This is a genomic window from Pedobacter africanus (genome assembly GCF_900176535.1).
Taxonomy (GTDB): domain Bacteria; phylum Bacteroidota; class Bacteroidia; order Sphingobacteriales; family Sphingobacteriaceae; genus Pedobacter; species Pedobacter africanus.
On sequence record NZ_FWXT01000003.1, the window covers coordinates 448,571 to 474,523 of the forward strand.

At 43.1% G+C, this 25,953-nt stretch carries 29 protein-coding genes, 1 tRNA gene and 1 other RNA gene; 18 read left to right on the top strand and 13 right to left on the bottom strand.

The annotated features are described in order from the left end of the window. Positions 1–3: 3 nt before the first annotated feature. The 4 genes from B9A91_RS19100 to B9A91_RS19115 all read left to right on the top strand — a co-directional run bounded on the left by B9A91_RS19100 (position 4) and on the right by B9A91_RS19115 (position 1,300). The gene (locus B9A91_RS19100; RefSeq protein WP_084240620.1) at positions 4–645 is read left to right on the top strand and encodes a DUF6266 family protein; all 642 of its coding nucleotides are present in this window, start codon (positions 4–6) and stop codon (positions 643–645) included. A gap of 126 nt (positions 646–771) precedes the next feature. Continuing rightward, positions 772–844, top strand: a tRNA-Lys gene (locus B9A91_RS19105). A 62-nt stretch (positions 845–906) separates the two neighbouring features. Then, positions 907–1,068, top strand: a complete 162-nt coding sequence (locus B9A91_RS19110) for a type II toxin-antitoxin system HigB family toxin (RefSeq protein WP_084240621.1) — start codon at positions 907–909, stop codon at positions 1,066–1,068. Continuing rightward, positions 1,052–1,300 (top strand): helix-turn-helix domain-containing protein, encoded by a 249-nt coding sequence (locus B9A91_RS19115; protein ID WP_200815696.1) that lies wholly within the window; start codon positions 1,052–1,054, stop codon positions 1,298–1,300. Before B9A91_RS19110 ends, B9A91_RS19115 begins: the two co-directional genes overlap by 17 nt. Before the next feature lie 357 nt (positions 1,301–1,657). On the opposite strand, the gene B9A91_RS19120 is transcribed toward B9A91_RS19115, so the two are convergent. Genes B9A91_RS19120 through B9A91_RS19130 form a run of 3 tightly spaced genes read right to left on the bottom strand, consistent with a single transcriptional unit; the run spans position 1,658 to position 3,724 of the window. Continuing rightward, a complete protein-coding gene (locus B9A91_RS19120) occupies positions 1,658–2,296 on the bottom strand; it encodes a GNAT family N-acetyltransferase (protein WP_084240778.1) in 639 nt (212 codons plus the stop codon). A gap of 41 nt (positions 2,297–2,337) precedes the next feature. Next, positions 2,338–3,099, bottom strand: a complete 762-nt coding sequence (locus B9A91_RS19125; RefSeq protein WP_084240622.1) for a leucine-rich repeat domain-containing protein — start codon at positions 3,097–3,099, stop codon at positions 2,338–2,340. A gap of 19 nt (positions 3,100–3,118) precedes the next feature. Then, positions 3,119–3,724 (bottom strand): hypothetical protein, encoded by a 606-nt coding sequence (locus B9A91_RS19130; protein ID WP_084240623.1) that lies wholly within the window; start codon positions 3,722–3,724, stop codon positions 3,119–3,121. Between the two features lie 521 nt (positions 3,725–4,245). Between B9A91_RS19130 and B9A91_RS19135 the strand changes: the two genes are divergently transcribed. Next, positions 4,246–5,196 (top strand): exo-alpha-sialidase, encoded by a 951-nt coding sequence (locus tag B9A91_RS19135; protein ID WP_159451744.1) that lies wholly within the window; start codon positions 4,246–4,248, stop codon positions 5,194–5,196. 20 nt (positions 5,197–5,216) lie between these two features. Here B9A91_RS19135 and B9A91_RS19140 read toward each other — a convergent pair whose 3' ends face one another. Then, positions 5,217–5,549: a hypothetical protein gene (locus B9A91_RS19140; RefSeq protein ID WP_084240625.1), complete on the bottom strand. Its 333-nt coding sequence runs from the start codon at positions 5,547–5,549 to the stop codon at positions 5,217–5,219. After that, entirely contained in the window at positions 5,549–5,827 is a 279-nt protein-coding gene (locus tag B9A91_RS19145; protein WP_084240626.1) for a hypothetical protein, read from the bottom strand. The genes B9A91_RS19140 and B9A91_RS19145 overlap by 1 nt, the downstream gene beginning before the upstream one ends. 144 nt (positions 5,828–5,971) lie before the next feature. Here B9A91_RS19145 and B9A91_RS19150 point away from each other — a divergent pair, with 144 nt between their 5' ends. Next, the gene (locus B9A91_RS19150) at positions 5,972–6,877 is read left to right on the top strand and encodes an AraC family transcriptional regulator (RefSeq protein ID WP_084240627.1); all 906 of its coding nucleotides are present in this window, start codon (positions 5,972–5,974) and stop codon (positions 6,875–6,877) included. Between the two features lie 7 nt (positions 6,878–6,884). Here B9A91_RS19150 and B9A91_RS19155 read toward each other — a convergent pair whose 3' ends face one another. Further along, positions 6,885–7,640 carry an SDR family oxidoreductase gene (locus B9A91_RS19155; protein WP_084240628.1) on the bottom strand — a complete coding sequence of 252 codons (756 nt, stop codon included), beginning with the start codon at positions 7,638–7,640 and terminating at the stop codon, positions 6,885–6,887. A gap of 54 nt (positions 7,641–7,694) precedes the next feature. Further along, positions 7,695–8,099: a helix-turn-helix domain-containing protein gene (locus B9A91_RS19160; RefSeq protein WP_084240629.1), complete on the bottom strand. Its 405-nt coding sequence runs from the start codon at positions 8,097–8,099 to the stop codon at positions 7,695–7,697. A gap of 177 nt (positions 8,100–8,276) precedes the next feature. Between B9A91_RS19160 and B9A91_RS19165 the strand changes: the two genes are divergently transcribed. Genes B9A91_RS19165 through B9A91_RS19180 form a run of 4 tightly spaced genes read left to right on the top strand, consistent with a single transcriptional unit; the run spans position 8,277 to position 10,034 of the window. Beyond that, a complete protein-coding gene (locus B9A91_RS19165) occupies positions 8,277–8,597 on the top strand; it encodes an ArsR/SmtB family transcription factor (RefSeq protein ID WP_084240630.1) in 321 nt (106 codons plus the stop codon). Positions 8,598–8,604: 7 nt separating this feature from the next. Further along, positions 8,605–9,063, top strand: coding sequence for an SRPBCC domain-containing protein (locus tag B9A91_RS19170; RefSeq protein ID WP_235012604.1), 459 nt, complete (start codon positions 8,605–8,607; stop codon positions 9,061–9,063). Positions 9,064–9,069: 6 nt separating this feature from the next. Then, on the top strand, positions 9,070–9,456 hold the full coding sequence (locus B9A91_RS19175; protein WP_084240632.1) for a DoxX family protein: 387 nt from the start codon (positions 9,070–9,072) through the stop codon (positions 9,454–9,456). A gap of 11 nt (positions 9,457–9,467) precedes the next feature. Next, the gene (locus tag B9A91_RS19180) at positions 9,468–10,034 is read left to right on the top strand and encodes a DUF4256 domain-containing protein (RefSeq protein WP_084240633.1); all 567 of its coding nucleotides are present in this window, start codon (positions 9,468–9,470) and stop codon (positions 10,032–10,034) included. A gap of 3 nt (positions 10,035–10,037) precedes the next feature. On the opposite strand, the gene B9A91_RS19185 is transcribed toward B9A91_RS19180, so the two are convergent. Then, complete coding sequence (locus B9A91_RS19185) at positions 10,038–10,880, bottom strand: 3-keto-disaccharide hydrolase (RefSeq protein ID WP_084240634.1); 843 nt, start codon at positions 10,878–10,880, stop codon at positions 10,038–10,040. Positions 10,881–11,007: 127 nt separating this feature from the next. Here B9A91_RS19185 and B9A91_RS19190 point away from each other — a divergent pair, with 127 nt between their 5' ends. Next, positions 11,008–12,414, top strand: coding sequence for a sugar MFS transporter (locus tag B9A91_RS19190; protein ID WP_084240635.1), 1,407 nt, complete (start codon positions 11,008–11,010; stop codon positions 12,412–12,414). 84 nt (positions 12,415–12,498) lie between these two features. Here B9A91_RS19190 and B9A91_RS19195 read toward each other — a convergent pair whose 3' ends face one another. Next, positions 12,499–12,897 carry a winged helix-turn-helix transcriptional regulator gene (locus B9A91_RS19195; protein WP_084240636.1) on the bottom strand — a complete coding sequence of 133 codons (399 nt, stop codon included), beginning with the start codon at positions 12,895–12,897 and terminating at the stop codon, positions 12,499–12,501. A gap of 91 nt (positions 12,898–12,988) precedes the next feature. On the opposite strand from B9A91_RS19195, the gene B9A91_RS19200 reads away from it, so the two are divergent. Genes B9A91_RS19200 through B9A91_RS19210 form a run of 3 tightly spaced genes read left to right on the top strand, consistent with a single transcriptional unit; the run spans position 12,989 to position 14,896 of the window. After that, entirely contained in the window at positions 12,989–13,729 is a 741-nt protein-coding gene (locus tag B9A91_RS19200) for an SDR family oxidoreductase (protein ID WP_235012605.1), read from the top strand. A 52-nt stretch (positions 13,730–13,781) separates the two neighbouring features. Beyond that, positions 13,782–14,354 carry a PhnA domain-containing protein gene (locus tag B9A91_RS19205; protein ID WP_235012606.1) on the top strand — a complete coding sequence of 191 codons (573 nt, stop codon included), beginning with the start codon at positions 13,782–13,784 and terminating at the stop codon, positions 14,352–14,354. A gap of 8 nt (positions 14,355–14,362) precedes the next feature. Continuing rightward, on the top strand, positions 14,363–14,896 hold the full coding sequence (locus tag B9A91_RS19210; protein WP_084240639.1) for a D-glycero-alpha-D-manno-heptose-1,7-bisphosphate 7-phosphatase: 534 nt from the start codon (positions 14,363–14,365) through the stop codon (positions 14,894–14,896). Positions 14,897–14,947: 51 nt separating this feature from the next. On the opposite strand, the gene fsa is transcribed toward B9A91_RS19210, so the two are convergent. Next, complete coding sequence (gene fsa, locus B9A91_RS19215; RefSeq protein ID WP_084240640.1) at positions 14,948–15,607, bottom strand: fructose-6-phosphate aldolase; 660 nt, start codon at positions 15,605–15,607, stop codon at positions 14,948–14,950. Positions 15,608–15,752: 145 nt separating this feature from the next. Then, an RNA gene (gene ffs / locus B9A91_RS19220) (signal recognition particle sRNA small type) lies at positions 15,753–15,852 on the bottom strand. A gap of 396 nt (positions 15,853–16,248) precedes the next feature. Between ffs and gltB the strand changes: the two genes are divergently transcribed. Continuing rightward, the gene (gene gltB, locus B9A91_RS19225; protein ID WP_084240641.1) at positions 16,249–20,757 is read left to right on the top strand and encodes a glutamate synthase large subunit; all 4,509 of its coding nucleotides are present in this window, start codon (positions 16,249–16,251) and stop codon (positions 20,755–20,757) included. 59 nt (positions 20,758–20,816) lie between these two features. Beyond that, positions 20,817–22,283 (top strand): glutamate synthase subunit beta, encoded by a 1,467-nt coding sequence (locus tag B9A91_RS19230; RefSeq protein ID WP_084240642.1) that lies wholly within the window; start codon positions 20,817–20,819, stop codon positions 22,281–22,283. A 59-nt stretch (positions 22,284–22,342) separates the two neighbouring features. Here the strand turns inward: B9A91_RS19230 and B9A91_RS19235 are convergent, their stop codons facing one another. Continuing rightward, entirely contained in the window at positions 22,343–22,873 is a 531-nt protein-coding gene (locus tag B9A91_RS19235; RefSeq protein WP_084240643.1) for an RNA methyltransferase, read from the bottom strand. Between the two features lie 15 nt (positions 22,874–22,888). Then, positions 22,889–24,040, bottom strand: a complete 1,152-nt coding sequence (locus B9A91_RS19240) for a galactokinase (RefSeq protein ID WP_084240644.1) — start codon at positions 24,038–24,040, stop codon at positions 22,889–22,891. Positions 24,041–24,265: 225 nt separating this feature from the next. Between B9A91_RS19240 and B9A91_RS19245 the strand changes: the two genes are divergently transcribed. Together B9A91_RS19245 and B9A91_RS19250 are read left to right on the top strand one after the other, a co-directional pair. Further along, positions 24,266–25,303, top strand: a complete 1,038-nt coding sequence (locus B9A91_RS19245; protein WP_084240645.1) for an aldose epimerase family protein — start codon at positions 24,266–24,268, stop codon at positions 25,301–25,303. Then, positions 25,303–25,947, top strand: a complete 645-nt coding sequence (locus B9A91_RS19250; protein ID WP_084240646.1) for a DsbA family oxidoreductase — start codon at positions 25,303–25,305, stop codon at positions 25,945–25,947. Before B9A91_RS19245 ends, B9A91_RS19250 begins: the two co-directional genes overlap by 1 nt. Positions 25,948–25,953 lie beyond the last annotated feature (6 nt).

Sequence of the window (25,953 nt, forward strand, 5' to 3'; positions counted from 1 at the left end):
GTTATGGGAATTTTACAATCCGGGCCTTTGGGGCCTTTCAGAAAGAAAACAGGGCCTCTTATAGGCCGTAAGCACCGCGGTATCAATGTCATTACCTCATTGCACCATACCAGCAAAAAGAAGCCTACGCTAAAACAATCAGACGCTCAGTATAAATTTGGTTTGCTGAACAATTTCCTAAAAATAATCAAGACCTCAGTTAATTCGGGGTTTGCCTCGTATGCCAAAGGCCAGAGTGCGGTAAATGCCGCTTTTTCCTATAATTTTGACCATGCTTTTGTGCTTGACGAAGCAACGGGGGAATACCAGATCAATTATCCGAAAATGGCATACAGCAGGGGGCGCATAGTTACGCCCGAAGCTGCAGAGGTAAGCGTTTCTGCAGGGCAGCTTAGCTTTAGCTGGCAGCCTCAAAACCAGTCTGCATATTGCCAGTTTACCGATATGGCAAGCTTTTTGGTTTACAATCCGGTAAGAAAAACACGGATTTCGTTTGCGCGTGCGGTTAACCGGTATGCACAGCGTTATACCATTGAAATGCCCCAGGATTATGCCGGAGAGATAGTGCATTGCTACATGAGCTTTTCTTCGGCAGATGGAAAACAACAGGGCGATAGCGTATATCTTGGTGAGGTGATGTGTTAACCATACCTATTTCTGAAATTTTACAGTCTAGGAATCAATGGGGTATACGATAGTTGATTTTATAATTTGCGGTATCGTATTGTGAAAACTATATTTGCGGCTCCTAAAATACGCATTTAGGAAAATGATTCCGTAGCTCAGCTGGTAGAGCATTACACTTTTAATGTAGTGGTCCTGGGTTCGAATCCCAGCGGGATCACGAAAAGCCTCAACGCAAGTTGGGGCTTTTGTGTTAAACGGTAATTGTAAAAATTAGCAAAAATGGTGGGCTATCTTATTATGTCTAATATCCATGGCAATAGTTACCGCTTAATCGTAGATATAGAATATCGATTAAAAATTGTTTTTATTATCTGGTTTGGATCGCATAATCAATATGATAAAATAAACGCTAAAACAATTAGTTATGTTAAAACCAATTAAAACTGAGAAAGAATACGATGATGCTCTGGCTCATGTATATGAGTTGATGCAAACTGATATCGTAGAGGGCTCTGCAATTTCTGATGAATTAGAAATCTTAAGCCTATTAATCAAAGAATATGAACAGGTACATTATCCTGTTTCTTATCCAAATCCAATAGAAGCTATAAAGTTTCGAATGGAACAAATGAACTTATCAATTGCAGCTAAAACGTACCGAAAAAAATGGTGAGCGATTAGGTGAGTCAAAATCGGAAACCTTTTGATCATCTGCTTCCATTTATTGGATAAGGATATGAAAGGTGTATGGATAGAGCTGCCGTTCCTGCTGTTGTCATTGGTGATTGTATACCTGCAGCATCCGCTGTCCAAATAGACTTAAGATGAAAAGACACAACAAAAACGAGTAACCATGGAAACTGGTGGGGATCTTTTTAACTAAATTTACTTCAAGCAATAATACAGATGAACGCATCAACCGGCACTGCAGCCAGAAAACAATATCATTTTATAAAATAAAGGTACAGTGGTCGTATTCAATGGTGATAGTAGGTCAGAACTAAACACTGACAATTTTCTTGAAATAAAATTATAAAGGAATAACGACTGATGTATAAAGGCCACAAACTTTCCAGCCCAAAGATTGATACAGCAATTTTCCCTGTTCTGTTGCAACCAAAAAATTTTTGTAAACATTTTTTGATATCGCAATTCGTTCCAGCTCTTGTATCAAAAAAGTAGCAAGACCGTTTCGCTTATGATTTTCTTCTGTTGTTATCCTATCATAAACAGCTAGATCATCTACAATAACCATACGACCTGCGGAAGCTAACTCCCCGTTTTTAGTCCTGATTTTAACAAGGGTTGTTGAATTATAATTGTCAAATTCCATTTCATAGCCGTTGGGTAGATTAACCTGTATATTCATAGGAGAAACACAAGACATTAGGTATCCCTGTGGTTGAATTACCCATTTTGCAGATATTTTATTTTTAACCTCTTCAGGAGAAGCACAAACTTTTAGGAAAACCCAGGTTTCGTTAATGGTTTCCGAAAGTTGGATAAAATCGTCATTAAGTTCAGAAAATACATAACGAGCTTTTTGCTGCTCATAGCCAACATCAACCTTATAACCAGATTTAAAATTAGTCGGTAATGGCAATTCTCTTGACAATGACCAAGCGGTAAGCCACTTTTGTATAACATTTGGGGAAACATGCTTTTCCATTGAATTGACCTTATTTTTAGTATTTTTTTGAATGGATTTTATCACCATTCCATTTTATCCAGACTTACGGTTCCGCTCATATTGACATTACTTAAGCGGGTGTACGAGCAGTCGATTGATTTTAGCTTTCTTAATCCGATGATATTAAGGGAGATAAGCGGATTATCTCTTAAAGATAACTCCTCAAGTTCTTTAAATTGACTGAAGTCCAGCGTCGACAATTGATTTTCGCTCAGTCTGATCAGTGTAACAGCAGGACATCCGGATACTTTAAACTCGTTTAAGTTATTTTTCTGAAATTCAATCCGTACGAGTTTTGGAAGGTTGGGAATACTTACCTTATAAAGTAAATTGTCATGCATCTTTATGTCCTCAAGTTTGAGCAATCCCGTCAGGTCCAAAGTGCTGATTTTATTTTGATGAACATATAAAGTTCTGAGGTTTACCATTCCCTTCAGGTTAACTGTCTGAATCTGGTTGTTGTAACCAAAGATCTCTTCAAGGTTTTTCATGCCTTCCAGCTCTAACATACTAACCTGGTTGTTCCAAAAACTGAGTTCCTTTAAGTTCGTGAAGCTTTTAATACCGATAAGTGAGCTTATATTGGCCTGATCTACATTTAACTTCGTTACTTTCTGCGCTTCCGACACCTGGATCTCGCCATCTCCATTGAGGTCTATTCCAAGAAAAACCAGTTTCTTTTTAAAATTCGGATCAGGTATTTTGACAGTTTGGGCATTGGAGTTGAGGGAGAGGAGGATTCCCAAAAGGACTGAGCTCAGGTATAGATGGATGTTTTTCATAGGTTTAATTCTTTAATTTTTAGTTGCTCACTACTACATTTACAACTCCGTCTGTTGCTGTCACATCTACAAAACCACTCACTTCATTCTCAATAAAAACATCATAGTGATAGTCTTCATATATCGGTGATGAACCTAAAACATACCCATACACATTATAAGAAGTACTGGTACCCGTCTGAACAGCTGTTGTTTTTTGTCTTGCGAAGCTGATCCAGCTGATGATGTAATATTTTCCCGGCTTAAGACCGGTAAACTGAAACGTTCCTTTATCGTCTATAAATCTTCCTTCAACGCGGTAGGTGAAGGCTGTGCGGCCCATGGTTGCCTGTTTCTTACGGCTGTTATATTTTTTCTTTAGTTCCAGAAATTCAGTAAAATATGGGGTTACAGGGAACAGCAGAATCTGGCTTCCTTTTACGCCGAAATTATCCTTGCCTTTCTTTTTTAATTTAGCGGTTCCCTGGATGGTGGCGTTTCCTTTTTCCATCAGTTTAGCTGTTTCAGCCTCATTGAAGGGGGTTGAAGGAAGAACCCATTCCGGAGTTTGCTGAGCATAGGAGCCCTGGACCAATAACAAAAGTAAAACTGCAATGGATAATACCTGTGGTATTTTTATATTCATGACTGACGTTCTTCGGATTAAGATAACATTTTCTAAAGATAAAAGCGGGCAGGTAGAATTGAAATACCGGTAAACCAGTATTTTTATGAAGTCTGCATAAAATGTTTGTGAGATATTGAATGTTTTAATCCCGGAATATAAAAATACTTGTTAACTTCGGTTACGTTACCGATGTAATAATGGACAGTCTCTATTTTAACTATATGGTCATCCGAAAAAAAATGTGCTTAAGGTTCGGTACCCTGTTCCTTATTTTTTTGACTTTAAATCTGCAGGCGCAGCATAAGCATAACGCGGCACTGAAAATATTAAGCAGAAAGGTTAGCAAAGATATGCCTCATTTGCACGGGAGCGTGTACACCGGTAATCACACACTAAACTTGCGGTCTGGAGATTTTATTTCAAGGGATAATGGGAAAAGCTGGGAAAATTCTCCAATGACACCTGATTTTTCACTTGGACTTCCATTTGGTTTTCGAAGAGATCTGATGGTATCCGTACTTGATACCCCTCGGCAAAAAATGATCGCTATTTTAAATGCCCTGGACCTCGAAAATTTAAACCCAGGTATCCGGGAACCTCCTATAGCGCAAAAATCCTATTACCTGAGGTATCGGGTGTCGGACGATGAAGGGAAAACCTGGAAGTTTGATCAACCAATTATTCAACAGGGTAATTTTACGGCAAAAAATCCTTTTTCCGGCGTTTTTATCGGAAAGAACGCAATCTATATAGGGGATAGGGGATCAAGGCCCCTTGTTACCAAAAACGGAAAAATTCTTGTGCCTGCGCAAACTACGATCTTAGGAGCTGATTCAGAACTGTCTAATCCCGGTAATGGCCATACCTATACCGATGCAGTTGTACTGATTGGCAGCTGGGTAAAAGACAATAGCATTGCATGGGAAATGTCTGCGCGTATAACCGGCGATCCCGAACGGTCGACCAGGGGCATGATAGAACCAACGCTTATAGCACTCAACAACGGGCATTTGGTTGTGGTAATGCGGGGTAGTAATGAGCAAAAAGGGAGTAAAAATTATACATTGCCGGGCTATAAATGGTTGTCGGTTTCAAAAGATGAAGGTAAGCATTGGAGCAAGCCGGAACCATTGAGGTTTGAAAATGGAAGAGAAATTTATTCTCCCTCTTCTATGTCTACATTATTTAAACACTCCAGTGGCCGGTGCTTTTGGATAGGAAATATGACTACGGAAAATAACGAAGGAAATCTGCCCAGGTGGCCACTTGTCTGTATCGAAATGAATACAAAAAATCTTAGATTAAAAGAAAGTACTTTATTGGTGTTGGATACCCGGCAGGAAGAAGACAAGTTGAAAGGCAGGTTAGATATTTCGCATTTTTCAGTTATTGAAGACCGGAAAACCAAAGAGATGATCATCACCTACCCACGTTCCTATAATGCATATAAGCTTCAGGAATGGATCACCATGCATATTAAAGTTGATTAATTTGTTTCTTCTGGCTGAGCTCATTTGTTCATTGCTTTCCAGAAGAACGAACTACCCGTACAGTACATCAATACATCTACAACATCTCCTGTATATCTCTCCATCAAAAGAGGAAGCAGGATTTCAAATAAGAAGCTAAAAAGGGTAGTGATAAAAATGACCTGCCATGCCCGCAGTACCAGGCTGCTGTCTTGCAGTAGCCACCTCATAAATTGTATGGACAGGCCGGCAACTACCGGGACAGCAAGGAGGTCGCTAACGTAGTATTGCACCAGCGGCGGGAATATAAAACCAGTCATTTTTACCAGATAAATAATCAGATAAATGGTCAGAAATACCCATAGCCATTTCATTAGCCGGCAGCCAAAACGATCAAAGCAGTGATCAGTAGAATAAAGCCGATAAATAGGGTAGAAGCATAGTTGCCCAGCTTTTTGAGGAAGGGATTTTGTTTGGCTAACCGGGCCTGTTCCATTTCATCTTCGATGTCCTTTTGGGCTTTCAGTTCTGCAATTTTGTCGATTTTATGCTGTTCCAGTAGTGCATTGCAAAGCTTGCAGCGGTCGTATAATTGCTCCTGCCATTCTGTCCAGCCAGCACAATCCGGACATTTAATTTCTCGTTTGGCCATAAAAATTATTTGTTATTTATGGGCAAAATTCGGCCATAAACTGCTGTGTTAAAAGAGCGATATATCGGCAGTTCTGGTCGAAATCACGGATTTTTGTAAATATTGACTAATTTTGCGCTGAAAGCCTTTAGGGCTGATTGAACGATGTCTATACAATCAAAATCTGCTATTCCCGCATTTAGCTTGTCAGAAGCTGTAAAACTAGCTAATCCTGATCCGGTACCCGGTGCAGACTATAGTGTAAATTCATTTTCTTCTGCCGTTGAATTAAATGGTGTTCCGCATCGCGCATCGTATTTTGGGATTGCGCTATGCCTGGAGGGGAGCGCAAAACTGGTTGCCGACCTGGAAGATTACCGGCTTTTACCTGGTTCGCTTATTGTTATGCCGCCGGAAACAATCCGGACCTGGAAACTGGTTTCAGCTGATTATAAAGAAGAAACCTTATTTTTTACAGCAGCATTTTTTCTGGAAACGGAAACAGCACTTCTGGCATTTAAACAATTCAGGTTTTTCCAGACGGAGGTGCCTAAGGTTATCCGTCTGGGAGGGGAGGTCCGTATTTTAATCAGAAACTTATTACAGGACATTAAAAAAGCCACCGGCGGCCACACATTACGCAAGGATGCGATTGTAAGAAGTTATATCCATATCTTATTGAACCAGGTTGCAGATTTGTATGATGAATACTGTCCGGATGATAAGACGGAATTGACCGCAGCTGCAAAGATCGTATCCGATTTTAAAAAGCTGCTTATTGAAAAGCAGCTTCAGTTGCGTTCTGTGAATGGTTATGCAGATATTTTAAATGTGAGTGCGAAACACCTTAGCCAAACCCTGAAAGACCAAACCGGCAAGACTGCCGGAGACTGGATCCATGAGGCCCTGATCCTTGAAGCAAAGGTACGGTTAAAACAAACCGCGCTTACGGTTGCCCAGATTGCCGAAGCCCTTAATTTCAGTGATCCCTCTTTATTTGGTAAATATTTCAGGCGTTATGCGGGGTGCAGCCCTGCTTTTTACCGCAAAAATACCGTTGTGATGGTATAGAAATATTTTACCTGGTTGTGTAACCGCCGTTTGCAAAAATGGTTTGTCCGGTAATCCACCATCCATCGGTTACTAAAAATTCTACCAATGGTGCAATGTCTTTAATGTCGGTCAATCCGCCCAAAGCAGATGCAGATTTGTGATAGGCTACTGCTTCAGGCGCTTCTTGTCCATAAAAAAATGGAGTATCCATAGGGCCTGGAGCAACTGCTGTAACCGAAATGCCACGGTTGCCAAATTCTTTTGATGCCATTCTTGTAAAATGTTCCACGGGTGCTTTTGCACCAGCATAAGTAGAATACAGGCCTGTGTAAGCTGCCAGTAAAGAGGTTACGATAGTATTGATTTTCCCATTCTCGTTCAAATGTTTTCCCGCCTCTTGAATAAAGAAATAGGCTACCTTTGAATTGATGTCGAACATGGTGTCGTATTCAGCTTCTGTAGTCTCCAGGAAAGGTTTTTTCAATACCATTCCTACCGTGTTGATTGCAATGTCGATACCGCCAAACTTTTCTTTTGCTGCTTCAAAAAGCTTTGCAATGTTTGCTACTTTAGTTAAGTCGGCTTGAAACAAAAATGCTTCACCACCTCCATTGGTAATAGCTGCCAAAGTTTGTTCTGCATCTGCCTTTGTACTATTGCTATTGTAATGAACAGCTACTTTAGCGCCTTTTGAGGCAAAAGTATGGCTCAATAACCCGCCTAAATTTTTTGCACCACCTGCAATCAGGACTACTTTTCCTTTTAAATCATTTCTTGACATTGTCTGTATATTTAGTTGTTTATTAAATAATATAAAGGTCTGGAAGTGATTTATTTATTTCGTGGTGAACTTTTCGGAACTTTTGAAATTATTTGGTTTTTGTTGTTTTCTAAATTCGCCTGCGGTTTGTCCGGTGAATTTTTTAAAGAATTTAGAAAAATTGGATGGGTCGTATGTTAGTTTTTTAGCAATGAAAGCAATGGATAAATCAGTTTCTATTAAGAGTAGTTTCGCTTTTTCCACAATTTTAAGGTCATAAAAATGACATGGATGATGCCCCGTTGATTTTTGTATAGTGTCGGAAAGATGGGAGTGAGATATGTGCAGCGCATCTGCAATTTGATTCAACTCCAAAAAGTCGATGGCATTGCCGTTGGCCACATCTTCCACATGTTGGTCTAAAAAAGTAAAGTATTGTCTGGTTATTTGCTCAGCACGCTTGTTTCCGTTATGCTCCATATCACAAGTGTTGTTACAGAATTGACTTATAAAGTTCGGTATTCCGATGCAAACAAACAGGGTGAACTTTTCGGATATTACACTAAGCGTCTAAATACATTGCGACGTGAAAAAATATCGACTAAAATTTGCGTAGTTAAATAGCTACATATATATTTGTAGTCAAATGACTACATAATGAATTTAAGACGCGATGTATTTCAGGCCATAGCCGATCCGACAAGAAGGGCAATACTCATGCTGGTTGCTTCTCAGGCAATGACCGCCGGGGCAATTGCGGCCAATTTTGATACGGCAAGGCCAACAGTTTCGAAGCACCTGCAGATTCTTACGGAGTGCGAGTTGCTGGAGCAGCAACAAAATGGCAGAGAAAATTATTATTACATCAACGCAAAAAAAATGAAAGAAGTAGCCGATTTTATTGAACCATTCCGCCAGATGTGGGATGAGCGGTTTAACAAACTGGAAGCGATTATGAAAAGCTATAAAGGTAAATGATATGGAAATGAAAACTAAAATTGATGCCGGTGAGGGCAAACAGGAACTGGTAATTACAAGGGAGTTTAACCTGCCGCTGGAATTGCTGTTTAAAGCCCATGAAGAGCCTGAAATTGTAGAACAATGGATGGGCACAAAAGTACTGAAGCTGGAAAATAAAAAACATGGCGGCTACCAGTTTGAAACCACTGATCCAAGGGGCAACAAACATGGGTTCAATGGGGTGATCCATGAGTTCAGTCCAAATCAGCGCATCATACGTACGTTTGAAATGGAAAATACCCCTTTTGCAGTCTGGCTTGAATTTCTGGAATTTGAAAAACTGACCGAAGATACCAGTAAGCTAAAGATGCATGTGATCTATAAATCGGTTGAGCTCAGGGACCAGCTGCTGCAGATGCCATTTACCCAGGGAATTAATATGGCCCACAATAAGCTGGAAGAGATCTTAAGTAAATTAAAATAACACATCATGACAAAAAAAAACAAAATCATCTATTGGATTGCTACCCTCTGGTTGGCTTTGGGCATGCTTTCGACCGGAATAGTGCAATTGCTGAAATTAAAACAGGAAGCGGATATGATGACAAAACTGGGCTATCCGTTATATCTGCTTACCCTACTCGGCGTTTGGAAAATCTTAGGTGTAATTGCGATACTCGTTCCTAAATTTGGCCTGGTCAAAGAATGGGCCTATGCAGGCTTTTTCTTTGCCATGTCGGGTGCTGTATTTTCTCATTTTGCCCTTGGCGATGCAGCCAAAGATTTTTTCGGTCCGGTATTATTATTGGTGCTGACCTTTGTATCTTGGTATTTCAGACCGGCTGACAGGAAAGTAAGTCCGGCTAACAACCTTTAAAACATAACCATATGAACCGCAATAAAAAAGAACTGCTGCCCGAGCAGCGCGAAGAATTGATCAGAACCTTAAAAGAACGTTTTGAGAAAAATATGAACCGTCATAAAGATATGGAGTGGACAAAAGTACAGGCTAAACTGGATGCCAACCCAGAAAAACTATGGTCGCTCGACGATATGGAAATCACAGGCGGCGAACCGGATGTGGTGGGTTACGATCAAAATACAGGGGAGTATATATTTTACGATTGCTCGGCAGAGAGCCCTAAAGGCCGCAGGAGCCTTTGTTACGACAGGGCCGCATGGGAGTCCAGAAAAGAGCATAAGCCCGAAAACAATGCCATGGAGGCCGCGGCAGCAATGGGAATTGAAATTTTAGATGAAGAACAATACCGGGAATTGCAGCAGTTTGGAAAATTCGATACCAAAACCTCAAGCTGGGTAAAAACACCGGCAGATGTCAGAAACCATGGCGGAGCCATTTTTGGGGATTACCGTTATGGCCGGATTTTCATTTACCACAACGGAGCGGAATCCTATTATGCAGCCAGAGGGTTCAGAGGCTGGCTAAGGGTTTAATTTTTACTGCTGGTTTAAAGGAAGCAGTTTTTCTATGACCTTGTTCAGCTTCGTTTTATCTTTTGCATAAGGAGCCAGGTCAAATAGTCTTACTGTCTTAAAATCAATAGGATGGCTTTCGCTTTGCAGAGAAATATAACCGCTGCTTAGCATTTTGCCATCCTCTTTTATTTTAGGATCGTAGTTACTTACACTGCCACCACCTATTTGAGGTTTGGTGTATTCCAGCACTACTTGCTTATCAATGATGTGTTTAATTACAGAATCTCCCAGAACCAGGAATTGGGCAGTAACCCACTGCTCGCCCGCATAGGTCTTTGATTTTGAGTTCAGGCAGTGCGCTGTAAATGGCTTTTCGCCGTAAACGATTTGCGTTCCCGGGGTGCACACATTACTGGTGTGGCGTTCATGAGTACCATCGCCGCCCAGCAGCTGCGCTTCAACTGAGATTGGAAAATCCTGGTTCTTCAGGATCGTCTCCGGCGCCTGGCAATGCAGCATTGCCCCGCTGTTTCTCAGGGCCCAGCCTTCGCCACCTTTGGCCTGCTCGCCAACAAAACGATAGGTTACTTCCAGAAGGTAATAGGAGTAAGGGCTTTTGTAATAAATATGACCGTATTGCTGATCAAAATTTTGATAGCCATCATAACGTACTTTCATCAGGCCGTCTTCCACACGGAAAGTATTGGCATAGTTGTCCCTATAATCGTGTTTGGCGATTTTAATGTTCCAGTCTTTCAGGTCCTTTCCGTTAAAAAGCTTGGTCCAGCCCTTTTGGGCTGAAGCTTGGTTTGCAAGCAGGAATGCAAAAGCTACCAGGAGCGGTAAGCTGATTTTTAAGTTCATAATTGTTAACAATGTTTTTTAAAAATAGGAATTAATATTTTGCCGGCCATATTTTAGGGTGTATTTCTTACACTTTGTTTTGTGGAAATATTTATCATATTTGTGTCAATGCAAAACTAACCAGATTATGATTAACAAGACTGAAAACAACAGTTACACCATTCCCTTTGCAACTTTGACCACACTTTTTTTTATGTGGGGGTTCATTACCTGCATGAATGATGTGCTTATTCCACACCTTAAAGAATTATTTAACCTAACCTACCTGCAATCGATGCTGGTGCAGTTTTGTTTCTTTGGTGCCTATTTTATAGGCTCAGTGGTTTATTTCGTGACCTCTTACCTATGGGGAGATCCGATCAACAAAATAGGGTACAAGAACGGGATGTTGCTGGGCTTATTTATTGCTGCCATCGGCTGTTTCCTGTTTTATCCTGCAGCTGTGTTTTCGGCCTACGGACTCTTCTTAAGTGCTTTGTTTATCCTCGGACTGGGTTTTACCTTATTGCAGATTGCGGCAAACCCCTATGTGTCCTTATTAGGGAAGCCTGAAGGGGCTTCCAGCCGGTTAAACCTTGCGCAGGCTTTTAACTCTTTAGGTACCACCATAGCCCCGGTAGTAGGGGGCTTTCTGATATTTGAGTTTTTTGCAGAGAACGGTAAGATTACTGCCAGGGCTACAGAAATGCCTTACATTATTTTTACCGGAATATTTGTATTGCTGGCCATATGCCTGTACCTTATCAGGTTGCCGGAGTTTAAATCTGAGGAGCACACCGAAAAAGGACTGGGTGCATTGCAGTTCCCACAGTTGAAGCTCGGTATTTTAGGGATATTCTTTTACGTAGGTGCAGAAGTGTGTATAGGCAGTTTCATCATCAACTTTCTGGCACTTCCGGAAATTATGGGCATCCCCGAGTCGGTGAGTAAAAATTACCTGGCCCTGTATTGGGGCGGCTCCATGATCGGGCGTTTTCTGGGGGCAATTTCATTGAACCAAAGTATATCCGGTGTTAAAAAAATTGGTTTTATGATAGCCGCCGCTGCTGCAGTGTTTCTGCTGATTTTTTCTATTGTAGACCTCAGTTTCGCCCAGATCACTATGTTTCTGGTGTTTATGGGCGTTAACCTGCTTGGCTTTTTTATTGGTAAAGCGGCACCGGCACGTACACTTATGGTATTTGCGCTGGTTAACGTGATGCTGGTTTTGCTGACCATCTTTAATGCAGGTTCCTTTGCCATGTGGACCATCCTGAGTGTAGGTTTGTTCAATTCAATCATGTGGTCGAACATATTTACACTGTCTATCCATGGATTGGGCAAATACACCAGCCAAGGGTCATCCTTATTGGTAATGGCTATTTTAGGCGGGGCATTGCTGCCGCTGGTACAGGGGGCATTTGCAGATGGTATGGGTATACACCATTCTTTCTTTGTGCCGGCCCTGGGTTATCTGTACATTGCCTTCTTTGGGTTTTACTGCTCCAGAAAACTGGGTAATGTTAAGGTGGAAAGCGTAGCCGGAGGGCATTAAAAAAATAGCGGGACCGATCATTATTGATCTGTCCCGCCCATCTAATCTAATGTTCTCAGTAATAAATACGTTTGGTGCAGGTAATTATTGCGTCTGCAGTAAAAAATCATCCTTTATATTTTCCTCAGTACCCTGCACTTTGCTTCTGTGCATGTTTCCCCAGTCAGACATCGCCTTTAACATGGGCTTCATGGTTAAACCCAGTTCAGTTATTTCATAATCTACGTGTGGTGGAACTACAGGGTGGACAATTCTTCTGATGACCTGGTCAGCTTCCAGTTCGCGCAGCTGCGATACCAGCATGCGCTCCGAGATGTTGAGGATCGAGTTTTTTAAATCGCTGTAGCGCATCTTTCCATACAATAGCCTGCATAAAATGGCTGGTTTCCACCTGCCCCCAATTACCGATAGGGAATAGGCCATGCCGCAACTGTCGTTGATCTGCTTTTCATTTAAAGCGTTCGTAGAGGTGTCTTTTCTCATTTCTTACTATTTTGTTAGTACCTAACAATTTCATCTGTACTTACAAATATACAGCAGAGTATCTACTTTTGATCATCAAATTATGATGTATATGAAACGTTTAGAAAACAAAGTGGCCCTGGTAACCGGCGGTGGCAGGGGGATGGGTGCTAACATTACAAAAAGGCTTGCAGCAGAAGGTGCTGCTGTGGTACTCACTTATTCCAAATCTGCAGAACAATCGGAAAAGATTGCTGCGCAGATCAATGCAGCAGGAGGTAAGGCTTTGGCCCTGAAAGCCGACAGCGCCTTTCCGGAGGAAGTTACCAGTGCTGTCAACAAAACCATTGCCGAATTCGGGCATATAGATATCCTGGTAAACAATGCTGGTATTTATATTGGAAAAGCTTTTGAAGCGCACGCACTGGAAGATTACGAGCTGATTATGGCAGTTAATGTGCGTGCAGTATATGCAGCTGCACTGGCTGCAGTTCATCATATGCCAGAGGCTGGAAGGATCATCACCATAGGAAGCAATATGGCTGATTTTGCGGGGGGAGCTCAATCTACCTTGTATGTGATGAGTAAATCAGCGCTTAGCGGACTTACCAAGGGGTTGGCACGCGACCTGGGACCGAGGGGGATTACTGTAAACCTGGTTCAGCCCGGGCCAATTGATACCGACATGAACCCTGCCAATACCGAACTGGCTGATTTGTTAAGAAGCAGGATGGCTTTAAAGGATTATGGAACGGGCGATGATGTTGCCGGCTTAGTGGCCTTTCTGGCCAGTGAAGAAGGTAAATACATTACCGGAACAGCCCTTACAATTGATGGCGGATATAACGCCTGAGGCTACGGCAGAAATTGCTACCTTTAGGCTTTAAAATTTAAAGAAAATAAAATTGGAAGCACAGTTACTTGAAAGAAGCGAAAACAAATGCGAGTTGTGCCAGTCTGCAGATCCCCTGAAATTATATAAGGTACTTCCGCAGACCAGCAGTAACGCAGAAAACACCATATTGATATGCGATAAATGCCGGGGGCAGATCGAAAAAACAGCGGAACTTGATGTGAAACACCTGAACTGTTTGCGTACCAGCATCTGGAGTGCCGTTCCGGGCGTACAGGTGGTGACCTGGCGTTTGCTGAACCGCTTAAATGAAAGCTGGGCTGTTGATTGCCTGGAAATGATGTACATGGATGAGGAGACCCTGGCCTGGGCCAAATCCGGTTTAGCTGAAGATAGTGATGTGGCAGACGATGTGCATAAGGACTGCAACGGACAAGTGCTTGAGGCTGGTAATTCAGTAGTGCTGATCAAAACCCTGGATGTAAAAGGGTCTTCGTTAAGCGCAAAGCTGGGTACGGTGGTAAAAAATATCCGTTTGGTAGAGAACAATACCGACCAGATTGAAGGTAAAATAGAAGGTCAGACCATCGTGATCCTTACCAAATATGTAAGGAAACAGAGCTAAACCGGCAGATGATGAAGAACAAAGCAATTTTTCTGGACCGTGATGGCGTGCTCAATCACGAAATACACGATTACATTACCAGGCTGGAAGATTTTAAGATATTGGACTATCAGATCCCTCCATTAAAAAAACTATATGATGAAGGCTATCTTTTAGTGATCATTACCAATCAGGGCGGAATTGCGCAAAGCAGGTATACTGAAGATACATTGGCGGAGATGCACGCCGACCTGAAACTTAAATTTGAAGCACAGGGAGCTGTAATTACCCATGCATATTATTGCCCGCACCACCCTACAGTTTCGGGTGACTGCAGCTGTAGAAAACCTAAATCGGGCATGTTGCTGGAGGCAATTGCCACATACAATATTGATCCTGAATTGTCGGTAATGATTGGCGATAAGCCCAGGGACGTAGAGGCAGCCAATGGGGCAGGGGTAAGAGGGATATTGATTGCACCTGACGAGCAGATTGATTATGACCTGGTGAAACAGGTGTTGTCCGGTACGGAATTCCAGGTGCTTAGCGCTGGTATAAAATAAAAAAGCGTGTGCTGATGATCAGCACACGCTTTTTTTATATTTGTTTGCCGCTTATTTACCTGAAGCTTTTGCATGATCGGCAAGAAAAGTTGCCAGTCCGCTATCAGTTAAGGGGTGCTTTAACAATGCTGTGATGGCAGCTAAAGGGGCAGTAATTACATCTGCACCTAACTTAGCGCAGTTTACGATATGTAAAGGACCGCGGATAGAGGCTGCAAGAATTTCAGTTGCATAACCATAATTGTCAAATATCAGCCTGATGTCTTCGATCAGCTGTAAGCCATCTGTAGAGATGTCATCCAAACGCCCCAGGAAAGGAGAAACGTAGGATGCTCCGGCTTTGGCTGCCAAAAGGGCCTGGCCAGGCGAGAAAATCAATGTACAATTGGTCCTTATTCCTTTTGAAGTTAAGTATTTGATCGCTTTTACACCGTCTTTGATCATTGGTACCTTCACAACGATCTTTGGATCCAGTTTAGCCAGGGCTTCACCTTCTTTAATGATTTCTTCATAAGTGGTCGAAATGACTTCAGCACTTACATTGTCATCAACAATTGCGCAGATGGCCTTATAATGTGCAATTACATTCGCATCACCCGTAATGCCTTCTTTGGCCATAAGGCTGGGGTTGGTGGTTACACCATCCAAGATTCCAAGATCCTGTGCTTCTTTTATCTGGTCAAGATTAGCGGTATCAATAAAAAATTTCATATTGTTTTAAATTATCAAATTGGTTAACGGATTAACTGTCTATTACCGGAAGCCAAAATTAGGCAATTCCTTTGAGGTCTTATTATGAAATAACAGATTAAAATAGCAGTTAGTGTGATTTTTACTTGATATAGAAAAAGTAAAAAAAGGGCAAGCACCTTTTATCGCATCGCTACAACCTTCTACCCTTGCTTCGTTCCCGCCCTGGGGGAGTTCAAAGGGAGCTGATCGTAAAAGACTTGCCCGGCGCAAATGTAGCAAAAGAGTTTAATCTACAAAAGCTAAAAACAGAATAATTTGCCTTTTTTGCATAGAAATGAGGTAATGCGTTGAGGTTAAACTTATTGTGTACTATAAAAAAATCTATTTTTTTGTAGCTTTATAAGGAGTGTTGTAGAATTGAAGAAAAAATATGCCGATCTGAAGGCCTGCTGCATATTATGAAAAACAATTCTAAATAATGTGATTGTAAATATTGTAATTTCAATCGTTGTATTTTGTAATATTGGCAATAATGCAAAAAATAATTTAGAATATGTTGTGTATTTCCTAAAAAATATATCAATATTATAATTCATGAAATATTATTCGTATCTTAGTGTCCGAAATACACTATACCAAACTATTATTAAACGGAACTTATGGAACTAACACAAGATAACCAGGGGTTATACGACCAGCGTTTTGAACATGATGCCTGCGGCATTGGATTTGTAGCTCACATCAAGGGCAGAAAGTCGCAGCAAATCATTTCTGACGCCATAACCATTCTTGAAAATCTTGATCACCGCGGGGCAGTCGGAGCTGAAATCAATACGGGTGATGGGGCCGGTATCATGATACAGATACCTCACGAATTCTTATATGATGAATGCCTTAAAATCGGGTTCAGCCTGAACGAATCGGGTGACTATGGTGTAGGGATGCTTTTCTTACCGAAAGATGTAAAAGCAAGAGAAGAATGCAGGGAAATCATTTATCGCGCGGCTGAAAAGCTGGGCCTTGAAGTTTTAGGCTTCAGGAAAGTGCTGACCAATACTGATGGTATTGGCGACATGGCTTTATCTGTAGAACCAGAGATGGAGCAGGTGTTTATAGCACGTCCTTATGCCATTAAGGCCGGGGCAGATTTTGAACGCAAACTTTATGTGTTTAAAAATTACCTTTCTAAAACCATTAACAATACGGTAAAGGGCATCAACGGCGAGTTTTATATTGCTTCGTTTTCTTCTAAAACAATTGTATATAAAGGTCAGCTTACCTCTTTGCAGGTACGGTCTTACTTTACAGAACTGAGTGATAAAAGGGTAGTTTCGGCCTTTGGTTTGGTGCATTCCCGTTTTGCAACCAATACTTTCCCATCCTGGCGATTGGCGCAGCCCTTTAGGTATATTGCCCATAATGGCGAGATCAATACTTTGCAAGGCAACCTGAACTGGTTCAGGGCAAGTGTGAAATCATTTGCATCTTCTTATTTTACACCCGAAGAATTAAATATTTTATTGCCTGTAATTGACGAGACCAACTCCGATTCGGGATGCCTGGACAACGTAGTAGAACTCCTGCTGCACTCCGGCCGCTCATTGCCTCATGTTTTAATGATGCTGATCCCTGAAGCCTGGGATGGCAATGAGGATATGGATGAGTTGAAACAGGCTTTCTATAAATTCCATGCTACTTTAATGGAGCCTTGGGATGGCCCTGCCGCTGTTTCCTTTACCGATGGCAACCTGATTGGCGCCACTTTGGACAGGAACGGTTTACGTCCGCAGCGTTATGCCATTACCGAAGATGACCATGTGATTATGGCCTCCGAGGCCGGTGCACTGGCATTGGACCAAAGCAAGATCATTGAAAAAGGCAGGTTAACGCCAGGCAAAATGTTTGTGGTAGACATGGAGCAGGGCAGGATTATTAGTGACGAAGAGATCAAGCAGCAGGTTTGCGGAAGCAGGCCCTATGCAGACTGGATCAACAAATACCAGATCAGACTGGAAGAGCTACCTGAACCAAGAGTGGTATTCAGCGGCCTTTCCCAGGAGTCTATTTTCAGGTACCAGCAGGTATTTGGCTACAGCAGGGAAGATGTTGACCTGATCCTGAAGCCTATGGCCAGGGATGGTAAGGAGCCTATTGGTTCAATGGGAACAGACATTCCGCTGGCTGTACTTTCCCAAAAGCCTCAGCACCTTTCTTCATACTTTAAACAACTGTTTGCCCAGGTAACCAACCCGCCAATTGACCCGATCAGGGAAAAAGTGGTGATGAGCCTTGCAGGCTTTATGGGCAACAACGGCAATATCCTGGAAGAAAATGCCATGCAATGTCATTGTGTAGGCATCAAACACCCGATATTGACCAATGTAGAACTTGAAAAATTAAGGAGTATAGATACTGGTGTATTCCAATCCAAGACCCTTCAAACCTATTTCAGGGCCGACGGACAACCGGGGGCAATGGCCAAGGGCTTAGACCGTTTGTGCCGTTATGCGGTAGATGCGGTTGAAGATGGTTTCCAGGTGATCATCCTTTCGGATCGGGCCCTGGATTCAGAACACGCAGCTATTCCTTCATTGTTGGCAGTTTCAGCAGTGCACCACCACCTGATCCGCAAAGGATACCGGGGGGCTGTAGGTATTGTGGTTGAGGCCGGCGACGTTTGGGAAGTACATCATTTTGCAACCTTAATAGGCTTTGGTGCTACGGCAGTAAACCCTTACCTGGCATTGGAAACCATTGCCGGTTTTGAGACCGAGTTTGATGCCAAAAAAGAGAAGCTGTTTAAGAATTACATTTATGCAGTAAATAACGGACTGTTAAAGATTTTCTCTAAAATGGGAATTTCTACTTTACAATCGTACCATGGTGCACAGATCTTTGAAATTCTGGGGATCAATAAAAGTGTGGTCGACAATTATTTTACCGGTGCAGTTTCAAGGATTGGCGGACTTGGTTTAGACGAGATTGCCAAGGAGACCTTAATCAAACACAACAGGATCTTTAAACTGGCTAACCGCCCCGATCCGATCTTGCCTACCGGCGGTAATTACAAATGGAAGCGTAAGGGAGAACAACATTTGTTTAACCCTCAAACCATCCACCTGCTGCAAAATGCTACCCGTAAAAAGGACTATGGCATTTATAAACAGTATGCCAAACTGGTTAATGAACAAACCAATCAGGCTTACACCATCAGGGGCTTATTTGAATTCAATTACAACCGTCCGGCAGTTCCATTGGAGGAAGTGGAGCCGGTTGAAAACATATTGAAGCGTTTCGCTACAGGGGCCATGTCTTTCGGCTCTATCTCGCACGAAGCCCACTCTACCTTAGCTATTGCCATGAACCGAATTGGCGGCAAAAGCAATACCGGTGAAGGCGGGGAAGACGAACTGAGGTACGAACTGCTGCCTAATGGGGATTCCATGCGTTCGGCCATCAAGCAGATCGCTTCTGCACGTTTTGGCGTAACCAGTTATTACCTCACCAATGCAGATGAATTGCAGATTAAAATGGCACAGGGTGCCAAACCTGGCGAAGGCGGACAGCTGCCAGGTGAGAAAGTAGATGACTGGATCGGAAAGGTTCGTCATGCCACACCAGGGGTAGGTTTAATTTCTCCTCCTCCGCACCACGATATTTATTCTATTGAGGATCTGGCACAGCTGATCTTTGATCTTAAAAATGCCAATCGCGCTGCAAGGATCAACGTGAAGCTGGTTTCTAAAGCCGGTGTGGGCACAATTGCGGCAGGGGTTGCCAAGGCGCATGCCGATGTGATCCTGGTATCCGGATTTGATGGTGGTACAGGTGCCTCACCTTTAACTTCTATACAGCATGCCGGTTTGCCATGGGAGCTTGGTTTGGCCGAAGCGCACCAGACCCTGGTTAAAAACCGCCTGCGCAGCAGGGTTGTACTGCAAACAGACGGACAGCTGAAAACCGGTAAAGACATCGCGATAGCAACTTTACTGGGCGCTGAAGAATGGGGCGTGGCAACTGCTGCGCTGGTAACTTCAGGCTGTATCATGATGCGTAAATGTCACCTGAATACCTGTCCTGTTGGCGTAGCCACCCAGGACCCGAACTTAAGGAAGCTGTTTACAGGCGAACCAGACCATGTGGTGAACCTGTTTTATTTCCTTGCAGAGGAATTGAGGGAAACCATGGCTGAACTGGGCTTCAGATCGGTACAGGAAATGGTGGGTCAGGCAGATGCCCTCAGCGTTCGCAATATAGACCAGGCCGATTGGAAACTAAAAGATCTTGACCTTTCTGCCATATTGTATAAGGCACCTGATAACGGTTTAAGCCTTTACCAGACAGAAGAGCAGGATCATGGGCTGGCCACAGTGCTTGATCATGAGCTGATTAAAGCTGCACAGCCGGCATTGGCCAGTAAAGAGCCTGTATATAAAGAGTTTGATCTTAAAAATACAGACCGCGCCATTGGTACCATGCTTTCCAACGAAGTATCCAAAATCTACAAAAGCCATGGGCTGCCTGCCGATACAATCAACTTTAAGTTTAAAGGCTCGGCCGGACAAAGCTTTGGTGCCTTTGCAGCAAAGGGGATTTCTTTACAGCTTGAGGGAGAGGCCAATGACTATGTGGGTAAAGGACTTTCGGGCGCGAGACTGGCCATTTATCCTTTCAGTAATGTAAAATATGTGCCTGAGCAGAATATCATTATCGGCAACGTGGCCATGTACGGTGCAACTTCTGGTGAGTTGTTTGTACGCGGACAGGCAGGTGAGCGTTTTGCGGTAAGGAACTCTGGTGGTACGGCTGTTGTAGAAGGTTTGGGAGATCACGGCTGCGAGTACATGACAGGCGGTGAAGTGCTGGTGATTGGGGATACAGGAAGCAATTTTGCTGCCGGTATGAGCGGTGGTATTGCCTGGGTTTATGATGCGAAAGGTGATTTTGCCAGCAAATGCAATAAGGAAATGGTAGATCTTGATCCGCTGGACGAGCAGGATGAGCTGAGGATAAATGTATTGCTGAAAAGGCATATACAGCTGACCGACAGCAGTGTGGCCAGGTTTATTTTAAACGACTGGACTACCCAATCTGCACATTTCATTAAGGTATTCCCTAAAGAGTACAAAGCCGTATTACAGAGCAGGGCTCAGAAAGTTAAAGTTTAAGCCGCTCACAGAAAGAAAAGAACATGACCACAATAAACAATTCAAATAAAGCTTAGACCATGGGAAAAGTAACTGGATTTTTAGAGTATGAAAGAACTGCTCCTGCAAAAGAAGATGTTAAAGTTCGTTTAAAACACTATAATGAATTTGTTGAAGCTTTTGAAACTGAGCAAATTAATAAACAGGCAGCCAGATGTATGGATTGCGGGGTGCCGTTTTGCCAGTCGGGCTGCCCGCTGGGTAACGTAATCCCAGAATTTAACGAGGCTGTATATAAAGGAGACTGGCAACTGGCAACAACCATTTTGCTGAGTACCAATAATTTTCCTGAATTTACAGGCAGGATTTGCCCGGCCCCATGTGAGTCTGCATGTGTACTGGGGATCAACAAATCGCCTGTGTCTATTGAAGAGATTGAAAAGCACATTATTGAAACTGCTTTTGCCAAAGGTTACATCAAAGCGGAGCAGCCATTGATCCGTACCGGTAAAAAGGTGGCTGTGATAGGCTCTGGTCCGGCCGGACTGGCAGCAGCAGCGCAGCTCAATAAAGCGGGGCACGAGGTGGTGGTTTACGAACGTGACGATACCCCGGGAGGCTTGCTGAACTATGGCATTCCTGATTTTAAACTGCAGAAAGATGTGGTAACCAGGCGTATTGCGTTAATGGAGAAAGAAGGCATTGTTTTTAAATGCAATGCCAATGTTGGTGTAAATGTAGAACTGAATACCCTGTTAAGGGATTACCAGTCTATCATTCTGGCTGGTGGCTCTACGATCCCGCGCGATCTTCCTGCCCAGGGCAGGGATGCCAAGGGTGTACATTTTGCAATGGACTTTTTAAAGCAGCAGAACAAACGTGTTCGTGGTTTTGCCGTTGAGGGAGAAGACATACTGGCTACCGGAAAAGATGTGATTGTGATTGGTGGCGGCGATACCGGATCTGACTGTATCGGTACTTCTAACCGCCAGGGTGCTAAATCGGTGACCCAGTTCGAGATCATGCCAATGCCGGCATCGACCAGGACTTCAAATATGCCATGGCCAACGTATCCGATGCTGCTGAAGGTGACGACCTCACATGAAGAAGGCTGCGAACGCGGCTGGGGCGTGAATACCAAAGAATTCATTAAAGATGAGCAAGGAAACCTGAAAGCGGTAAAAGTGGTTGATGTAGAATGGGATATAGATCCTTCGGGCCGTCCGCTAAACTTCAAGGAAAAACCTGGTACCGAACGCGATCTGCCTTGCCAGCTGGTATTGCTGGCTATGGGCTTCCTCCATCCGCAAAAAGAAGGCTTGATTGAAAAATTGGGCGTTGAAACAGATAACCGTGGTAATGTTAAGGCCGAGGAAGGTAAATACCAGACCAATATAGCCAAGATATTTGCTGCCGGCGACATGCGCCGCGGTCAGTCACTGGTGGTTTGGGCCATTTCCGAAGGCAGGGAAGCTGCACGTAAGGTAGACCAGTACCTGATGGGACACAGCAGTCTGCCCTCTAAGGATGGTATTCCTTACGCTTAAAAAACCTGTGTGAGGTGTGTTGTATATAAAAGCGCATTGGTTCTTCCAATGCGCTTTTTTTATAGCCTTAGTTTGGCAAAGAAATCCCAAAGTACAATACCTGCAGAAATCACAATATTGAAAGAGTGTTTGGTGCCGAATTGCGGTATTTCTACGCATTCGTCAATTTGTGCCATGACCTCATCGGCAACCCCGTTTACCTCGTTGCCAAAAATCAATGCATATTTTTTTGTACGGGAAGGCTTATAGGTATTTAACATGATGCTCCCTGCAGCCTGTTCAATGGCGATGATCTGGTAACCATCCGCCCGCAAAGCCGTTATAGCTTCAGTTGTGCTTTCAAAATGTACCCATTCTACGGATTGGGTGGCGCCCAGGGCTGTTTTTTCTATTTCGCGATGCGGTGGCTGTGCGGTAATACCACAGAGGTATAGCTTTTCGATGGCAAAACCATCAGCAGTTCTGAAAACCGAGCCTACATTGTGCATACTGCGTACATTATCCAGTACCACTACAACAGGCAGTTTTTCCTGTGCTTTGAATGCTTCGATATCAACACGGTTCAGCTCATCTAATTTTAACTTTTGCATGGGGCAAAAGTAAAATTAAATTGCGGAAGCACCATTGCCAATTTCACTGATGTAAATGGCAGCCGGATAACCCACGCGCGCCACATAGAAATCGGTTAGTTTTTTGGCAAAATCTTCTTCCTGTCCCTTTTTAAGCAAGGCGATAGCACAACCGCCAAAACCGGCACCTGTCATACGTGCACCGATGACAGGTTCATAACCGGCACAGAATTCCACTACGGCATCCAACTCCGGGCCGGTTACTTCGTAAAGGTCTTTTAAAGACTGATGGGAGGCGTACATCAGGCGTCCAAATTCTGTGAGGTTACCTTCGTTCAGGGCCTTGGCGGCTAAATTCACCCGGTCGTTCTCCCGGATCACATGTGTTGCCCTTTTCAGAACTGTAGGATCGGTAATGAGGTGACTGTGCAGGGCAAACTTCTCGGCATTCAGCTCACATAAATTGTGCAGGGTAATTTCCTGGTTCAGCTGCTTCAGGGCAGTCTGGCATTCCGCAACCCGCTCATTGTATTTAGATTCCGCAAGTTTACGCGGTTTATTGGTATTAATGATGGCAAGCGAATAACCGCCCAGGTTGCAATCTACCAGCTTGTATTTTAAGGTATTACAGTTCAAAACAATGGCCTTATCGGTTTCCCCAAAAGCCACGGCAAACTGGTCCATAATGCCGCAGTTTACGCCTATAAATTCGTTCTCTACTTTTTGGGCAAGTAAAGGGATCTCTATTTTGTCGTAACCCAGGTTAAAGTAATCGTTTAAGGCATAAGCCATGGCTACCTCAATGGAAGCCGATGAAGACAGGCCGGATCCGATTGGAATGTTGCCAAAAAACAGCAGGTCCAGCCCGACAGGTAATTTATGCTTTTTTAAGATTTCATGGAATACACCCAAAGGGTAGTTGTACCATTCAGGGCCGGTTTTGGTATAGGCAGATTGAAGTTCAAACTCCTGTTCTTCAGGAAAGTTCAGGCTTTTGAACCTGATCACATTGTCATTGTTCGGCGCAATGCTTAACCAGGTACCGAGTGTAACGGCACAAGGCATGACCAGGCCGCCGTTGTAATCAATATGTTCTCCGATAAGGTTTACACGTCCGGGAGTGAAGTAATTTTTTGCAGGTTCGTGTCCATATTTTTCTAAGAATTTACTGATCAGTTCGGTTTTCATTACAAGGTTTAAATTATATTTTAAATTAAGTTTCGGTTTTAAATAAAGTATTAATAGTATTGTTTTAAATAACAGATGATTCGAATATACAATTTATGGATCATCATAAGTAATTCAGCTGTAAAAAAGCACCGGATTATTATGCCTGAGGGGATTTTTATTGTAAATAACCGGTAATGGTACGGCACTTTAGGAAGATAAACACAAAGAGGAAAATAAGCACAAATGAAAACAAAGCTGATCAGGACAGGTAAAATTATTGATGGAAAAGAAGTCCTGGGAATAGAACTGACCAATACCAAAGGTACTTATGTGAAAGTATACAATTATGGAGCGATCCTGAATAAGTTCGTAGTGACCAATAAACACGGCGAAAAGCAGGATATTGTTTTAGGATTCGACGACATAGACCAATATATAAGTGAGGCCTATTTAAACGATTACCCTTATTTCGGTGCAGTAATCGGGCGTTATGCCAACCGGATTAAAAACGGGCGGTTTACCATTGATGGCGTAACCCACCAGCTTTCGCAGGCCAAAGGGGGCGATTGTTTGCATGGGGGAGATATAGGCTTTGACAGAAGGGTATGGGAGGTGTTGTCTACGATCGATCCAAGCGTTACACTTCAGTATGTGAGCCCGGATGGTGAGGAAAATTTTCCGGGGAACCTAACCGTACAGCTTACTTTTAAACTTACAGATGAAGATGAACTGATCCTGGATTTTAAAGCCACTACCGATGCGCCAACAGCGGTTAACCTGACACACCACAGTTATTTTAATTTGTCACCGGATTTAGGTTCCATTGCCAACCATATCCACAGAATGCCGGCCAGTAACTACCTGGAGCAGGATGACAACTATGTGGTTACCGGAAAATTGCTTCCGGTAGAAGGGACAATACATGACTTTTTAGGAGACAAACCCATCGGGCGCGACTGGGATCCCGCAGAAGGTTATGACCAGACCTATGTATTGGATAAAAATTATGGCGAATTTACATTGGCTTCCGAGACTGCAGAGGAGCAGAGCGGCTTAAAGCTATCGGTTTACACTACAGAGCCTGTAGCTCATTTCTATACGGCAAAATATTTAAATGTAAAGCATGGTAAACAGGGAAAGGATTATCATCCTTTTGAAGCATTTTGTGTGGAAACACAGCACCAACCTAATGCGGTAAATATACCAGCTTTTCCATCTACAATTTTAAGGCCTGGTGAAACCTACAAACAAACTACAATTTATAAAATAGAACATACCTGATGAAGATAGATATCTGGTCGGACGTACGCTGTCCGTTTTGCTATATAGGCAAAAGAAAGCTTGAAAAAGCTTTGGCACAGTTTGAGCATAAAGACAGTGTAGTGATAGAATGGCATAGTTTTGAACTGGACCCTCATGCGGAAACGCTGATTGGTGTAGACGCCTATGATTACCTGGCTGAACGTTATGACAGGGGCAGGGAATGGTCTGTTGAAACCCACAACAGGGTTGCCGAGTCGGCAGCTCAGGTGGGCTTAACTTTCAATTTTGACAAGGCAATTATGGCCAATTCTTTTGATGCACACCGGCTGATCCAAATGGCAAAAGGCATCGGTGCGGACGGGGAGGCGGAAGAATTGCTTTTTAAGGCACATTTTACAGACGGGCTGAATATAGCCGACCATGCAGTGCTTATTGAAATTGGAAAACAATGTGGCTTAGGCGGCCTGGAAGTAGAAATGATGCTCAAGGGCAAGGATTTTACTGAGGAGGTGCGACATGATGAGGATATTGCCCAGCAGATTAGGGTTAAAGGGGTTCCTTTCTTTGTGCTTGAAGGAAAACTGGGGATATCCGGAGCACAGGAACCAGAGGTATTTCTGGATGCCATGAACAAAATTGAACGTGGAGAGGACCTTCAATAACAGCGT

Bases quoted from the DNA above. Each gene is read 5' to 3' on its own strand.
- B9A91_RS19155 (WP_084240628.1), bottom strand. From the start codon at position 7,640: ATGTCAAGAAATGATTTAAAAGGAAAAGTAGTCCTGATTGCAGGTGGT.
- B9A91_RS19170 (WP_235012604.1), top strand. From the start codon at position 8,605: ATGAAAACTAAAATTGATGCCGGTGAGGGCAAACAGGAACTGGTAATT.
- B9A91_RS19145 (WP_084240626.1), bottom strand. From the start codon at position 5,827: ATGGCCAAACGAGAAATTAAATGTCCGGATTGTGCTGGCTGGACAGAA.
- B9A91_RS19125 (WP_084240622.1), bottom strand. From the start codon at position 3,099: ATGAAAAACATCCATCTATACCTGAGCTCAGTCCTTTTGGGAATCCTC.
- B9A91_RS19250 (WP_084240646.1), top strand. From the start codon at position 25,303: ATGAAGATAGATATCTGGTCGGACGTACGCTGTCCGTTTTGCTATATA.
- B9A91_RS19115 (WP_200815696.1), top strand. From the start codon at position 1,052: ATGTTAAAACCAATTAAAACTGAGAAAGAATACGATGATGCTCTGGCT.
- B9A91_RS19135 (WP_159451744.1), top strand. From the start codon at position 4,246: ATGATCGCTATTTTAAATGCCCTGGACCTCGAAAATTTAAACCCAGGT.
- B9A91_RS19120 (WP_084240778.1), bottom strand. From the start codon at position 2,296: ATGGAAAAGCATGTTTCCCCAAATGTTATACAAAAGTGGCTTACCGCT.
- B9A91_RS19160 (WP_084240629.1), bottom strand. From the start codon at position 8,099: ATGGAGCATAACGGAAACAAGCGTGCTGAGCAAATAACCAGACAATAC.
- fsa (WP_084240640.1), bottom strand. From the start codon at position 15,607: ATGAAATTTTTTATTGATACCGCTAATCTTGACCAGATAAAAGAAGCA.
- B9A91_RS19240 (WP_084240644.1), bottom strand. From the start codon at position 24,040: ATGAAAACCGAACTGATCAGTAAATTCTTAGAAAAATATGGACACGAA.
- B9A91_RS19150 (WP_084240627.1), top strand. From the start codon at position 5,972: ATGTCTATACAATCAAAATCTGCTATTCCCGCATTTAGCTTGTCAGAA.
- B9A91_RS19130 (WP_084240623.1), bottom strand. From the start codon at position 3,724: ATGAATATAAAAATACCACAGGTATTATCCATTGCAGTTTTACTTTTG.
- B9A91_RS19175 (WP_084240632.1), top strand. From the start codon at position 9,070: ATGACAAAAAAAAACAAAATCATCTATTGGATTGCTACCCTCTGGTTG.
- B9A91_RS19180 (WP_084240633.1), top strand. From the start codon at position 9,468: ATGAACCGCAATAAAAAAGAACTGCTGCCCGAGCAGCGCGAAGAATTG.
- B9A91_RS19140 (WP_084240625.1), bottom strand. From the start codon at position 5,549: ATGAAATGGCTATGGGTATTTCTGACCATTTATCTGATTATTTATCTG.
- gltB (WP_084240641.1), top strand. From the start codon at position 16,249: ATGGAACTAACACAAGATAACCAGGGGTTATACGACCAGCGTTTTGAA.
- B9A91_RS19165 (WP_084240630.1), top strand. From the start codon at position 8,277: ATGAATTTAAGACGCGATGTATTTCAGGCCATAGCCGATCCGACAAGA.
- B9A91_RS19235 (WP_084240643.1), bottom strand. From the start codon at position 22,873: ATGCAAAAGTTAAAATTAGATGAGCTGAACCGTGTTGATATCGAAGCA.
- B9A91_RS19230 (WP_084240642.1), top strand. From the start codon at position 20,817: ATGGGAAAAGTAACTGGATTTTTAGAGTATGAAAGAACTGCTCCTGCA.
- B9A91_RS19110 (WP_084240621.1), top strand. From the start codon at position 907: ATGGTGGGCTATCTTATTATGTCTAATATCCATGGCAATAGTTACCGC.
- B9A91_RS19185 (WP_084240634.1), bottom strand. From the start codon at position 10,880: ATGAACTTAAAAATCAGCTTACCGCTCCTGGTAGCTTTTGCATTCCTG.
- B9A91_RS19190 (WP_084240635.1), top strand. From the start codon at position 11,008: ATGATTAACAAGACTGAAAACAACAGTTACACCATTCCCTTTGCAACT.
- B9A91_RS19195 (WP_084240636.1), bottom strand. From the start codon at position 12,897: ATGAGAAAAGACACCTCTACGAACGCTTTAAATGAAAAGCAGATCAAC.
- B9A91_RS19245 (WP_084240645.1), top strand. From the start codon at position 24,266: ATGAAAACAAAGCTGATCAGGACAGGTAAAATTATTGATGGAAAAGAA.
- B9A91_RS19210 (WP_084240639.1), top strand. From the start codon at position 14,363: ATGATGAAGAACAAAGCAATTTTTCTGGACCGTGATGGCGTGCTCAAT.
- B9A91_RS19200 (WP_235012605.1), top strand. From the start codon at position 12,989: ATGAAACGTTTAGAAAACAAAGTGGCCCTGGTAACCGGCGGTGGCAGG.
- B9A91_RS19100 (WP_084240620.1), top strand. From the start codon at position 4: ATGGGAATTTTACAATCCGGGCCTTTGGGGCCTTTCAGAAAGAAAACA.